Here is a 14,772-nt window from a genome sequence, read left to right as displayed (position 1 = left end):
TAAATCACGGCCCCCTAAATCTAAAAAGGGAAATGAAGTGCTAAATCGAAGATATGGAATATATAAGATCTTAGGGGGATTTATTTGTCTATTAAAGTATTTTTTTATTTGGAGTAAAAGTGTTAATTTTCTATGTTAAAAATAATATATAAAAGATATGAAGAAGTTAGTGTTATTGTTGTTGTTAATATCGGTGGCCAGTTGTAAGACGGAAGATAGTAAGGTTCAAAATGATTTACAAGTAGAAGGATTACAAGGGAAAGTCAAAACGTATACAAAAATAACTACAGATTTACAGAAGTTTGAAACTCAAAAAAGTGTTTACCACTTTAATACAGATGGGTTTATTACAAGTGTAGAAGGCTATTTAGTTGTTCAAGAACCAGAGGTTGGAAACGTTGATTTGTCCGTTTCAAAGATTGATTACGAACCATATAAAGGAAACAAAAGAGAACTGAAAGTAAAAGGGATAGAGGGTGTTTCTCCGATTATATCTACAGAGGAATGGAATTCAAATAACCAGTTAATCACCTATCAAAAGAATGGAGATTTTATATCTAATAAAATACATTCTTTCAACGATAAAGGACAATTGCTATCTATTGAAAGTAATGGAACTGTCTCTGATATAGCGTTTAACATAGTGGAAAGTTATTATTATAATGATGATAATACAATCCAGAAAGTGATCAGAGAGGATAGAGATAGTGAACAAAAGCGAGAACAAACCTATAAAGTATGGGGCAAGGATAAAGAGGGGAATCCTGCTGTGTTAGAAAAATCAGTAAAGGATCTTGTCGTATCAAGAGTTCTCTATGAATATGAATATTACGAATAGATATAAGGTGCTTGAAGCACCTTTTTTTATGTGAATTTGTTAAAGATTGTCACTTTTTATAGATAAGTGAGTAGTTCTGTTGTACTTAAGGTACTAATTGTGTATTTTGCTGGCCTATAATTTTATTAAAACTAACCAAAATGAGAATTAACAAGGCTATAAAAGTAGGAGTACTTGGAGTAACTTTATTTTCAAGTTCATTTATTTTTTCGCAAACAACACAAGACCCAATTGTAGAAGCAATTGTCAAAGAAGGGACAGCTAATTCCCAATTAAAGAATTATGCATTTGAACTAATGGACGTCATTGGGCCTCGCTTAGTGGGAACACCACAAATGATGCAAGCACATAATTGGGTAAAAGACCAATATATCGCTATGGGATTAGAAGCTCGTAATGAAGAATATGGAACTTGGAAAGGATGGGAAAGAGGTACTACTCAGATTACGATGACCTCTCCAAGGTTAAAAAGCCTTGAAGGAACGCAGTTAGCATGGAGCCCCGCAACTAAAAAGCAAGGAGTTGAGGCAGAAGTAGTTTTACTTGTGGATGCAAAGAACACTACAGAGTTTAACTCTTGGTTATCTACGATTAAAGGCAAGTTTGTCATGATCTCAATGCATCAGGAGAGTGGAAGACCAGACTATCAGTGGAAGGAGTACGCTACAGAAGAATCTTATACAAAAATGACAGTAGCAAGAACCGCAGCATCAAAGGCATGGTCTCAACGCCTTAAGAATACTGGGTTTACTGAAAAGGAATTACCTAAAGTATTAGAAGATGCAGGTGCTGTAGGAGTAATAAAGTCATCTTGGAGTGGGGTAATGGGAGCGAATAAAATATTCGGAACAGATACTAATAAAATTCCAGTAGTAGATTTGTCATTAGAAGATTATGGACTACTCTACAGATTGGCGGAGAATGGAATTACTCCAAAGGTAAATATCAATGCGCAGTCTAAGGATCTTGGAACTGCCAAAACGTATAATACCATAGCAGAGTTTAAAGGAAGTGAAAAAGCAGATGAATATGTTGTTCTTTCTGCACATTTAGATAGTTGGGATGGTGGAACAGGAGCAACTGATAACGGCACTGGAATTATCACGATGATGGAAGCAGTTCGTATTTTGAAAACAGTTTTGCCGAATCCTAAGCGTACCATTTTGATTGGAAACTGGGGAAGTGAGGAGCAAGGATTGAATGGATCTCGTGCATTTGTTGCAGATCACCCAGAACTGCACGACAAGATTCAAGTAGTTTTTAATCAAGATAATGGTACTGGACGTATTGCAAATATTTCGGGACAGGGATTCTTACATGCTTATCAATATCTATCAGATTGGTTATATGCAGTACCTACTTCGTTTAAGCAAGATCTTAAAACACATTTTCCTGGTTCTCCTTCTGGAGGAGGATCTGATCACGTTTCATTTGTGAGTAAAGACATACCAGGTTTTATGTTGAGTTCATTGAGTTGGGGATACGGACAATATACTTGGCATACCAATAGAGATACTGCAGATAAAATCGTGTATGACGATATACAAAATAATGCTATCTTGATAGCTATATTAGCCTATAAGGCGAGCGAACAAGAAGAATTAGTTTCAAGAGAAAAGGTTGTTCTTCCTTTAAATGAAAAAGGTGAACGTCAACAATGGCCTGTTTCTAAGGGACCAAAACGCAAACAAGAGTAAAGAAAAGGGATACTGAACTCAGTATCCCTTTTTTAGTTTTATTAGAAAGTAGCCGTATTTGATCTCTTTTGGATACTTTTACTTGATGATGTGTTAAAATGTGTTCTGTTTAAGAGGTATTGTGAATTTATTTTTTTTATTTTGTGTTAAAATGAGATAATATGAAAAAAATAGCTTTGGTTTTAACAGTGGTATTAAGTAGTTTGGCTTTTAGCTGTTCTTCTGATGACGGTGGAATGACAGTAAACGATAAAGATGTAACTGCGGATTTTATTAATACTCATATGGTAGATAAATCTGGAAAAGAGTATACCAGTTTTAATTATAAAGTCGTGTCTACAGCAAATTTAGCACTGGATGGACGATTGGAATTAACGACAGTAAAGAATGAAGTATTTAAGTCTGACTATTTTCAGATTAGACCTAATGGCAACGTAGTTGTACCTGTTTTGGTTGAAGGTAAAGTAGGAGGTGAAGAATACATTAAAAGTAAAAAAGTATATGTAAGTCCAGCTAAGCCTATCACAGATCCGATTTATCCTAAGTTATAGGTAAACTTGGTTTGCAAAGATGGCTATTTTACTGTAAGGTAACATAATATGCAACAATTGTAAAATAGATAAATGAAAAAGAGGGCATCTAAATTTTAGATACCCTCTTTTCTTTTGGACAGTGATATATTGCCTTAATTATCTTAAGCTTCGATTATGTGTTAGCCCATTAGGAGAAGATGATTTTGATTTAAAGCTCATTTATTAGTTTGTTAATATTACTATAGTGCGCTTATTATCAATAAATGCAAACTCCATGATGCATATAATGACCTTTTGTTTATGGGTTTATCGTATAATCGAGAATGATCTCTTTTTGTATAGCTTATTTAAAAGCATCTTTTATTACTTTTCCTTTTGCGTATTCTAAAGGAAATTCTAATAATTCAGCTACAGTGCTTGCTACGTCAATTTGCTCGTAGTTTCCAGTTGAAATAGTAGCGTTTTGTTTAAAATCAGGTCCCATAGCAAAAAACTCTATATGACGACATCCTGTACAATCATCTCCGTGATCTTTAAAACCTGTTTTGTGCCCGTCAATGTGTCTTCCATGGTCATTAGATACGATTAATGTTGTTTTGTCTTTGTATTGAGGTAGTGCTTGGATATAGTCCCAAATATCCTTAATTGATTGGTCAGTAATTTGAATAGATTCGATGTACTTCTTCCAATTATTTCCGTGTCCATAAGAATCGACATCCTTTAGGTTAACTACGATTAGATTTGGAGAATGTTTAACCATGACATCTCTTAAGTTATTCATGGTAACCATATCTTCTCTATATCCTGTTCCGTTACCTGCTATACCAGCATCCGTTGCAGGCATATATTTATTGTTCCACTCTTGTTGTTTGCTATTGTTTAGTACAGCTAATTTATCTTTAGAAACGATTACCCATGCTTTTAGGGAGTCTGCTTTGCTGTGTTTTAACCACTGTTGTAGAACAGAAGGATAAGTAGGTAATTCTTTACCATTGTTACTTATAGTATCGTACACTCCCGTTATAAGTGCAGTATGCCCCGCATTCGTATTCGTCATACCATTGTTTTGGAAGTTGTTGATAAACACCCCTTGCTTGAGTAGTTCTACGCGATTTGGGATGTATTGTTGTTTTTCTTCTAACCATGTCTCAGACATTCTTGGCCCGTCAATTGAAAGAATAATCACATTTTCTGTTTTGTACTTTTTGCCTGGTTCTTCTGGTTTCTCGATTGGTTTTTCGTTGTCAGTGATTTTAGTGCTGTTGTCGTCACTTGAGCATGCCATCAAGGTAAAAAGTGCTGAAAATAGAATAATTGTTTTTTTCATTTTTTATAATTTTTGTTTCATCAAAGTAACCAAGTATAAATGTGAATAAAGAGATTTTAGTATTATCAAATTGTGAAGTATTAGTTGGGAAAAAAGGGGTATTGTTTCTAAATTATTAATAGATCTCTTGTATTTAATAAGGGGATATTAAGAGATGCGAGTATATTATTTAAAGGTGTTAAACCACAATTCTTTTCGACAAATCTCGTTTTCTTTTTGAAGAAGTGATGAGATATTGGTAATGTCATTTCTTATTATAGTAACTTTATAGAATATTATAAAAAAGAATTATGAAGAATATAGGGATGTATTTAATGCTTTTTGCTCCTATTATTACATTTGGACAGGGGGGAAGTAATAATGAGCTTTCTAAACTTTGGAAGAACGTTCTGGATAAAGAGCGCAATTATGAAGTTAAAGAAATGAGGTCTGAAGTAGAACAGATTATTGACTTATCTCGTAAACAAAAAGACCAAGCAAGTCTTTTGAAAGCGATGTTTTATAAGGCGAAAATCATGATTACTACGGAGGCTGAACAAGATTATAATGTCAACGTAATAATGGATTCTTTTGAAGACGAACGCAAAAGTGCAAGTGGTATTTATGCTGCAGTTATAGATGCGTATATAGCTAAACTTTACGTTATCTATAAAAGTGAAAATCTCTATACAATTTCTAATAGGACAGCATTAGCAGATAAAAATGACAATAGCGATATTCGCTTTGCTACTATAGAGATGTTAGATCTCCAAATAAACAAGTACTATAAGAGTGCAATCGCCTTGAGTAAGCAATATCCATTTACTTTAGTAGAGGATTGGCAATTATTGTTTTTATACGACAAGAAGTCTTCTATTGACTTATCCTATTTTTCAGTTTACGAAGCTATTCGTTTAGACTATGCTAATTTCTTAAAGTTTAGTTATGACTATACTTTAAGTGAAAAAGACATTGAGGCTAAAACGTTAGAAGGAGAAAAATATGAAAAAGAAGTAATCAGTGATTTGCAGAAGAGAAATCAAAAAGATTTGGTACTTTATGTCAGCTTGTATCAAGTTCAGAATAATCATCGTTTGACTTCAGTGGATAAAAAGGCACTTTATGAACAATTGCTGAAGGAGAACGCAACTCATGTCGCAGTCAATAAAGTGTACGCTCAGTTTCTTTACGATAATTTTTCTCAGTATTCTGTGACAAATGACTTTAAAGTTGAAGGACAAGAAGTATTGGCTTTTGCAGATAAAGCTTTGTCTACGCTAAAGGGAAAAATCACAGTTGAAGAAGAAAAGTTCTTTACAAGTATTAAACAGAATATAAGTAATGCCAAAATTGCAATAAGAACTTCAACTTATGCACTAGAGAATAAACACATTCCCCTATTTGTAGAGTACAAAAATACAGATAAGGTATATGTACATATTTATGCCAATGAAAATAAGAACAATAGCAACGAGTTCGAATTTGATCTACATCAGAAAGAGGGGTATTCATATTTAACAACGCAAAGTACGCGTGTAGATTCGTATGAATTGTCATTAAAGAAATATGATGACTATAAGACACATGCATCACACGTCGCTCTTCATGCTCTAACAGCAGGTAAGTATTTCATCGTTGTGAGTTCTTCTCCATTTGATAAGTTAATCGACGGAAAAGACAACGTAGAATACATTCCTGTAAATGTAACTGATAAAGTTATTGTCTTTGGGAAAAAGTCGTTGCGTGCCTATAATAGAGTAACAGGTGAACCATTGGCAAACGCTCGTATTAAAGTGGCAAATTCGAGAAGTGATAAGGATGATAAGAACTATTGGGAAACAATTATAGTGACCGATAGTAAGGGGGAGCATGACTTGTCGTTAGATAAACAAACAGGAAATAGAAATTTCTCTTTTGAAGGCGATAATATTATTTATTCAAATAGATATTATAAGAATGACTACTTAAATGAAATAGAAGATAAAAAGTATTCTTTGGCAAAGACTTTTTCTGATAGAGCAATTTACAGACCAGGTCAAATAGTATATTTTAAAAGCATATTGACCTCTCTTGTAGGGGTGAAAGAAAAGATAGAACCAAATAAGCAAGTAGAGGTTATATTGAAGGACGTTGACAACAATTCAGTAGCGACACTTAAGTTGACTTCTAATGAGTTTGGTTCAATTCAAGGATCTTTCGTATTGCCTAACAGTGGAAGATTGGGCAGATATAGTATTGAAGTACAAGGGGCAAATGGAGTACAGTATTTGAGCGTAGAAGAATACAAGCGTCCAAAGTTTGAGGTAAAAGTAGACAAGGTTAAAAAACCATATCAAATTAATGATAAAGTTACGGTGACGGGAGAAGCAATCGCTTTTTCAGGAGTGAAAATCAGCAATGCTAAAGTTGTCTATCGCATTGATCGATCTATAGAGTACACTTTTATGCCATGGTATAAGCGAATGTCTATACCTTATTATCCTATAGAGCAAATTAAACAAGGCGAAACAGTTACAGATCAGGACGGAAAGTTTACTGTTGACTTTAAAGCTATTCCGGAGAAAGAAGAAGTAGATAAAGACAGCACGCAAACTTATCTATATACCGTCAATGTTGATGTTGTGGATGAAACAGGAGAAACACATTCTGTTTCAAGTATAGTAAGAGTAGGTAATAAATCAGTTATGCTTGATTTTGGTTTAGGAAATGTATTAACTCCAGAGGATTTAGCTCGTTTTACAATATCAACTAAGACTTTAAATCAGGAAGACTACCCTACAACAGGGGAGGTTGCCTTGTATGAGCTGAAATCCCTATATCCTACACGTGTCCTAAACAAAAAGCATTATCAGTTAAGTGACGAAGAAGTATATTCTTATAGTGAATTTGTGAAACTGTTTCCTTATTTGCCATATGGTAATGAATTGGATAAGAAAAAGTGGAAAGAGGGAAAGGCAATCTTTACAAGAGGATTTAATACCAAGGAATCAAAGGAAATTACTTGGAAAGAATCGAATACAATTAAGTCAGGGTCTTATGTCTTAAAAGGTAAAGTAATCGGAGCAAATGGCGAATTGATAGAAGTTGATCAGCTTGTGCAGGTGGTCAATAAGTTAGATACTACTTCACCATTAAGTGATTTAATTCAAGTAGAAGAAACGCAAGGTACTTATACAAACGGAGGCTCAGCCATTTTTAAGTTGAGAGCTGCCATTAATCAGACAAAAGTATTGGTGGAGCTTTATGCATTGGGCGAGCGTAGATCAAGTAAATTGGTTGTGATTGACAAGGGAATTACGAATATAGAACTGCCAATTAAGAAAGAATACAAAGGAGAAGCAATCGTTTACTTTACAGCAGTTAAAGATAATTTATATCAAACGGAGTCTATCAGTATTACTGTGCCACAAGATAGAGAAAGTATCTCGATCGAAATGGGAACGTTCAGGGATAAGTTGGCACCAGGTCAGCAAGAATCATGGAGTTTGACCATAAAAGGAGAACAAAAAGATAAAGTATTTGCTGAGGTTTTAGCATCTATGTATGATAAATCGTTAGACGAGTTTACTTTTCACTCCATGAATCATAGTTTTGTGAAAAGAAAAGAATATTATGATAATAGTAACTACTACTCATTTAGGAAAGTATTTGATAATATAAATTATCCTACAACTATCTTATATACTATTGATAGTTATGAATCTTATTATATACCTGAATTAATAAAACTAAACACTTTTGGTTTTTCGTATAATTATTACTCTATTGCTGAGGGGAATAACATTTCTTCTGATGCTATCTTAGCTTCTGCGCCACCAAGTCCTGTTAAGGGGGGAGCTGTTATGGCTTCCGCTATGGCTGAACCAGGTATTGGAAGAGTAAGACCAAAAGGTGCAAAAGGTGTAGGTCCTTCACTTGAAGCAGGAGAATTATATGTTGTAGATGGAGAAGTAAGAACAGAGTTGCCTGCAGCAAATTTAATTGCAGAAATGAATGTCTTAGAAGGAAATGAAGCTACTGCTTTGTATGGTAGTAGAGCAGCAAATGGTGTAATCTTAGTTACTACGAAAGAAGCAGCTCTACAAGAGTTAGCGCAAATTGAAAGTAGAAGTAATCTGAATGAAACGGCATTTTTCTATCCACAACTTAAAACAGATAAAGATGGGAATATTGTGTTTGAGTTTAAGGCACCAGAGGCTTTAACTCAGTGGAAGTTTATGGCTTTTGCACATACGAAAGACTTGAAGAGTGCCTATATTGAGAAAATAGTCCAAACGCAGAAAGAGCTAATGGTTATTCCTCATACACCGCGTTTCTTGAGACAAGGAGATAAATTGAATATTTCAGCTAAAGTGGCTAATTTAAGTGGTAAGGATCTGAATGGAACAGTAGCTTTAATGTTTTTCGATGCTGTGACAATGCAGCCAATAGATGAAACTTTTGCTAATAGCGAGAATCTAAAAGCATTTGCAACAAAAAAAGGAGAATCTGCTGTAGTAGAATGGGCTATCAGTGTTCCTGAAACCACACAAGCAGTTGTATATAGAGTTGTAGCTAAATCAGGTGAGTATTCAGATGGTGAAGAATCTGTATTACCTGTATTAACTAATAATATATTACTAACAGAGGTGATGCCTATTTACGTGAAAGAAGGACAAGATAAACACTTTAATTTCGATCGCTTAGAAAGTGGCAGAACCAATACAACGCAAGATTATAGATTGACTTTTGAGATGACTACAAATCCGCTGTGGAATGCTGTATTCTCCTTGCCAAGTCTGAGGGATAATGACGTAAAAAATACAGATGGCATATTCCGTCAACTTTATGCCAATGTTATCTCTACAGGGATTATAAATAGCAATCCTAAAATCAAAAGAGTATTTGATCAATGGAATAAGTCAGGTGAAATTACATCGCGTTTAAGTAAGAATGAAGAACTACGCTCAATATTGTTAGCAGAAACACCTTGGTTAGTTCAAGCAGAGAAAGAGGAAGATAGAATGAAACGCATTGCTTTGTTATTCGATTTGAATGAGATGCAATTAGACCGTAAAGATAAGTTTACTAAGTTAGCTCAACTGCAAAACAATGATGGAGGTTTCCCTTGGTTTGCAGGAAGTGATTCAAACTTGTTCATTACGCAATCTATCGTAGAAGGTTTTGGAACCTTAAAAAAGATGGGAATGTTATCAGGTGATTTGGGCTTTGATTATAAAACGATGTTGTCTAATGCTATTCAGTATATTGATGGAGAACAATTCAAGAGTTACCAACGTCAAATGAAAAACAAGAAAGAAAACTATGCTCCTATAAATGCACAGTATTTATACGTTCGTTCGTTCTTTATTGACGATATCAAAATCAAGGAGGAATATACAACGATGTTTAATTACTACTTGAAAAATGCTGAAGATGCAGATGTTGCTGAAGATGTCTATACAAGAGGGGTACATGCCATTATTGCTAACCGCTATGGGAAGACCAGTAAAGCAAATAAGTTGTTGAAGTCTATCTTTAGTCAAGCAGTGGAAACGGATGAAATGGGTACCTATTGGAAGAACAATAAATCAGGGTATTTATGGTATCAATTGCCTATAGTAAATCAAGTTTTATTACTTGAGGCAGCTAATGAGATTAACCCGACCAAGTATGAGAAAGAAATCGAGAATATGAAAGTATGGTTGTTGAAGAACAAACAAACAAATGGATGGTCTTCTGATCATGCAACAGCTAAAGCAATTTACGCTTTAATGGGAATTGGCAAGTCATGGATTGATGCAGAGCAAGGAGTTAGTATTAAGATAGGAGGGGAACCTTTAGATATTGTAAAAGAAGAACAATTAACGAATGGATATGTTAAACAAGCTTGGTCAAAAGGAGAGATTAATCCATTGATGAAGTCGGTTGAAGTAAAGAAAACTTCTCCAGGGATAGCCTATGGGGCAATGTATTGGCAATATTTTGAAAATATAGATAAGATAACTTCTTCGAGTACAGGAGTCCGTTTTAATAAACAATTATTTATCAAGGTAAATACTGATAAAGGAGAAGTGTTACAAGAAATCACAGCTGCTACTCCTGTTAAAGTAGGGGATAAAATTACAGTACGCTTAGAAATTGAGATAGATAGGGATATGGATTATGTTCATATCAAAGATATGAGAGCAAGTGGATTTGAACCTACAACGGTATTGTCTGGATATAGATGGGGTAGAGAATTGTCGTACTACGAAGAAACAAGAGATGCTTCAACGAACTTTTTTATCTCAAGAATGCAAAGGGGAACCTATGTTTTTGAGTATGATTTGAGAGCGAGTTCAAAAGGATCATTCTCTAATGGCATTACTACAATGCAAAGTATGTATGCTCCTGAGATGAGTGCACATAGTGAGGGAATTAACGTAGAGATTAAATAAGATTATTACTGTTTAATATAGAAAAAAGGAGACTTACATCGTAAGTCTCCTTTTTTTATGCGATTTGCTTCTTGTTGTAGGTTAAGTGTTTAAGGAGATTGTTGGTCGTAAATTTGTAATACAAAAAACAAAGAGATATGAAAACAAAAAGCATAGAACAAATCGTAGCACCGCAACCAGCTCACTTTGTAGGAGATGGTTTTAGAGTACATAATTTTATTCCAAGCATGCCTGGAATGAGTATGAAGCGAATGGATCCATTCATTATGTTAGATTACAATTCTAAGTATGAGTTTGGACCATCAGAAATTCCGAGAGGTGTAGGTGTTCACCCTCATAAAGGATTCGAAACAGTAACGATCGCTTATAAAGGACGTGTAGAACACGGTGATAGCAGTGGAGGTGGAGGTATTATTGGAGAAGGTGATGTGCAATGGATGACTGCTGCTTCTGGAGTATTGCACAAAGAGTTTCACGAAACAGAATGGAGTAAAACTGGGGGACTGTTTCAGATGGTACAGTTATGGGTTAACCTTCCAGCAAAGGATAAAAAAGGTCCTGCTAAATATCAGGCGATAGAGCATTCAGATATGAAAAAGTACGCTCTAAAAGATGGTCTTGGATTTGTAGAAGTTATTGCTGGAGAATACGAGGAGACAAAAGGTCCTGCATCTACATTTACTCCAATTCACTTATCAAATTTAAAAGGTAAGGTTGGGGCAAAGGCTCATTATACTTTTCCAGATCACTATAATACTGTATTGTTAGTAATCGAAGGAGAAATAATTGTCAACGGGGAATATGCTGTTCCAACCGATCACGTTGTTGTTATGCAACACGATGGTGAGAATTTTGATGTAGAAGTTAGCAAAGATGCAGTTGTGCTTGTCATGGCAGGTGAACCAATTAACGAACCAATCGAGCACTATGGTCCTTTTGTAATGAATACAAGAGAAGAGTTGATAGAAGCCGTAAATGATTTCAACGCTGGTAAATTTGGGGATTTAGAGGATTAATGAATTTGAGTACTCAATTTATGGTTGTTTTGTTTGAATAAATGGAGAGGTAGAGTAATCATCTCTCCATTTTTATTTTCGAATTAGCTGTTTATAGCTATTGTCTCATGGATAGGTTATGATTTACATTTGTTTTTTAAATTAGATATATGAGACACTTAGGATTAACCTTATTGATGTTATCACTTTTCACTGTTGGTTGTAAAGACAAAGCAGTAAAAGTTGCTGTAATTGAAAAAGAGAGTAAAGTTGAGGTAATACAAGAACAAGTAAAAACAAATGAACTGAGGTTAGCCGTAGAGGATATGGAAGCCTATATGGACTCAGAAGATAAAATGATGGCTTCTTTAGGAGATGCAGATCAATTGCGTTTACAGAAAGCTATACAGATTATTGGAAATTACAATATTGTCTATAGTGAAGATGACGGTATAGATAATGATAAAACCGATGCTGTTTTTTTAAAGTTGGTAGGCGGTAAGATATTTAGTGAAGTCTGTGAATTAGCAGAGGGATATTTGCGTGAAGATAAGCAAAGAGAATTAGATCGCATTCAAGCACTTTTGGGCAGTATTAAAACCCCAGAGGTAGATTCTGAAGTAGAGCGCTTTAATGAGGCACAACAAAATCTAAAAGAGGCAGATAAGATGCCAATTACTTTGGATGATTATGAGTATAATGAAGAATGTTTTTTATAGTTTACAATTGATGGTTAGTAATTTGCTTTAGAGACGGCAATAGATTGCCTCTGCTATCTAATAACTACAATATAGGTTATCTTCTATATAAAACAACTAAGCCCATTGCACTGCAATGGGCTTAGTTGTTTTGTGATTATAGTTAAACGGTCTACAGCTGTTAACTGTAAACCGTCCACCGTTAACTTATAACAATCCCGCTCTTTCTAATAAAGCATCAGGAGTAGGTTCTTGACCTCTGAAATTTTTGTATAATGTCATTGGGTGATCAGTTCCCCCTTGAGATAAAACATAATCTTTAAACTTAGTAGCTACTTCTTTATTGAAGATGCCATTAGCCTTAAAGTATGCGAATGCATCAGCATCTAATACCTCTGCCCATTTATAGCTGTAGTATCCAGATGAGTAACCACCTTGGAAGATATGGGAGAATGAAGTACTCATTGCATTCTCTTTTACATCAGGATATTGTTGTGTAGAAGCAAATTGTTTTGTTTCGAAGTCTTTTAGACTTGTGATAGCAGTAGGGTCTTGACCATGCCATCCCATATCTAATAGACCGAAGCTCAATTGACGTACTGTAGCTATTCCTTCTAAGAAGCTCGCACTCTCTTTGATCTTTGCTATTAATTCCATAGGGATAGTTTCACCAGTTTGGTAATGTTTAGCGAATAGCTCTAAAGCTTCTTTTTCATAACACCAGTTCTCCATCACTTGACTTGGCAATTCTACGAAGTCCCAATATACATTAGTTCCAGATAACGATGGATAAGTTGTATTTGCTAACATACCATGTAATGCATGTCCAAACTCGTGGAATAGCGTTGTTACTTCGTTAAATGTAAGTAATGAAGGCTTAGTAGCAGTTGGTTTAGTGAAGTTACACACGATAGAGATATGCGGTCTTTCATTGATGCCGTCTTTGATATATTGGTTTTTGAATGAAGTCATCCAAGCACCGTTTCTCTTTCCTTTGCGTGGGAAGAAGTCTGTATAGAACACAGCTATAAAATCTCCTTGCTCATTCGTTACCTCGAATGTACGCACATCTGCGTGGTACTTCTCTATAGTCTGTACTTCTGTAAACACTAATCCGTATAGCTTATTCGCTACTTGGTAAGCACCGTCTAATACATTCTCTAATTGAAAGTAAGGTTTAAGTAATTCGTCATCTAAGCTAAAGCGCTCTTGTTTTAACTTCTCAGAGTAGTATGAACCATCCCATTTTTGCAATACATCAATGTTGTCTATCTTCTTTGCAAAAGCAGTTAATTCAGCAAACTCTTTATCAGCTGCAGGCTTAGCCTTCGCTAACAACTCCTCTAAGAAAGCATTTACCTTATCAGGGCTCTGTGCCATGCGCTCTTCTAATACGAAGTGTGCATGTGTAGCATATCCTAATAGATTAGCTCTTTCGTGACGTAGGTTCACAATCTTTAAAACATTAGCTTCATTGTTGTGTTCGTTGTCTTGAAAGGCTTTCTTACCAGCTGCAATAGCCATCTCCTTGCGCAATTCACGATTATCAGCATAGGTCATAAAGGGGATATAACTTGGATAGTCTAATGTGAATACCCACCCCTCTTTACCTTCTTGTTCAGCTAAAGCTCTTGCTTCTTCTACAGCACCTTCAGGAAGACCAGCTAGGTCTTTTTCCTCCGTAAGGTGTAGTTGGTATTTATGCGTTTCTGCTAATACGTTTTCTCCAAACTTCAACGCAGTTGTAGATAACTCTGCATCTATTGCTCTTAATCTTTCTTTTTTATCTTCTGATAACAATGCACCATTGCGGACAAAGCTTTTATAATTCTTTGTCAATAAGGTTTCTTGTTCTATAGTAAGGTTCAGTGTCTCTTTTTGTTCATAAACTGCTTTTACGCGTTTAAACAATTCCTCGTTTAAAGAGATATCATTGCTCAATGCTGATAGCATAGGAGCAACTTCTTGTGCTATTTTCTGCATCTCATCATTTGTCTCAGCTGAGTTCAGGTTAAAGAAGATATTAGACAATATATCTAATTCCATCCCTGAGTACGCTAAAGCCTCTAAGGTATTTTCAAAGGTAGGTGTTGCAGCGTTAGCAGTAATAGCGTCTATCTCTGCTTTTGTATTTTGTATTGCTTTTTGGAAAGCAGGTATATAGTCTTCCGTTTTAATTTGAGTGAATGGAGCTGTTCCATGGACTGTGTTAAATGGATTGTTCAATGCCGACATATCTTGTATAATTAATTTTTATTTAAAGTATAAAAGTACGTTATTTTCAAG

Annotated in this window: 8 protein-coding genes; 6 read left to right on the top strand and 2 right to left on the bottom strand. The window is 35.1% G+C overall.

Going from position 1 to position 14,772, the window contains the following annotated elements; translation table 11 throughout:
* The first annotated feature begins 157 nt into the window (after positions 1-157).
* The 3 genes from NWE55_RS05000 to NWE55_RS04990 all read left to right on the top strand — a co-directional run bounded on the left by NWE55_RS05000 (position 158) and on the right by NWE55_RS04990 (position 3,086).
* Complete coding sequence (locus NWE55_RS05000) at positions 158-838, top strand: hypothetical protein (RefSeq protein ID WP_155091347.1); 681 nt, start codon at positions 158-160, stop codon at positions 836-838.
* A 140-nt stretch (positions 839-978) separates the two neighbouring features.
* Entirely contained in the window at positions 979-2,535 is a 1,557-nt protein-coding gene (locus NWE55_RS04995) for a M20/M25/M40 family metallo-hydrolase (protein WP_155091348.1), read from the top strand.
* A 161-nt stretch (positions 2,536-2,696) separates the two neighbouring features.
* Positions 2,697-3,086 carry a hypothetical protein gene (locus tag NWE55_RS04990; RefSeq protein ID WP_155091349.1) on the top strand — a complete coding sequence of 130 codons (390 nt, stop codon included), beginning with the start codon at positions 2,697-2,699 and terminating at the stop codon, positions 3,084-3,086.
* Between the two features lie 325 nt (positions 3,087-3,411).
* Here the strand turns inward: NWE55_RS04990 and NWE55_RS04985 are convergent, their stop codons facing one another.
* Positions 3,412-4,395, bottom strand: a complete 984-nt coding sequence (locus NWE55_RS04985; RefSeq protein ID WP_155091350.1) for an alkaline phosphatase family protein — start codon at positions 4,393-4,395, stop codon at positions 3,412-3,414.
* Positions 4,396-4,685: 290 nt separating this feature from the next.
* On the opposite strand from NWE55_RS04985, the gene NWE55_RS04980 reads away from it, so the two are divergent.
* The 3 genes from NWE55_RS04980 (at position 4,686) to NWE55_RS04970 (ending at position 12,507) form a co-directional block, all read left to right on the top strand.
* Positions 4,686-10,793 (top strand): alpha-2-macroglobulin family protein, encoded by a 6,108-nt coding sequence (locus NWE55_RS04980; RefSeq protein ID WP_155091351.1) that lies wholly within the window; start codon positions 4,686-4,688, stop codon positions 10,791-10,793.
* A gap of 137 nt (positions 10,794-10,930) precedes the next feature.
* Positions 10,931-11,809 carry a pirin family protein gene (locus tag NWE55_RS04975; RefSeq protein WP_155091352.1) on the top strand — a complete coding sequence of 293 codons (879 nt, stop codon included), beginning with the start codon at positions 10,931-10,933 and terminating at the stop codon, positions 11,807-11,809.
* Positions 11,810-11,958: 149 nt separating this feature from the next.
* The gene (locus tag NWE55_RS04970; protein ID WP_155091353.1) at positions 11,959-12,507 is read left to right on the top strand and encodes a hypothetical protein; all 549 of its coding nucleotides are present in this window, start codon (positions 11,959-11,961) and stop codon (positions 12,505-12,507) included.
* A 186-nt stretch (positions 12,508-12,693) separates the two neighbouring features.
* Here NWE55_RS04970 and NWE55_RS04965 read toward each other — a convergent pair whose 3' ends face one another.
* Positions 12,694-14,721, bottom strand: a complete 2,028-nt coding sequence (locus tag NWE55_RS04965) for a M3 family metallopeptidase (RefSeq protein WP_155091354.1) — start codon at positions 14,719-14,721, stop codon at positions 12,694-12,696.
* Positions 14,722-14,772: the final 51 nt, after the last annotated feature.

It is taken from the genome of Myroides albus, assembly GCF_024722315.1.
In the GTDB taxonomy this organism is placed as follows: domain Bacteria; phylum Bacteroidota; class Bacteroidia; order Flavobacteriales; family Flavobacteriaceae; genus Flavobacterium; species Flavobacterium album_A.
Note: the sequence above shows the minus strand (reverse complement) of the source record. Positions and strands in the feature narration are given on the sequence as shown.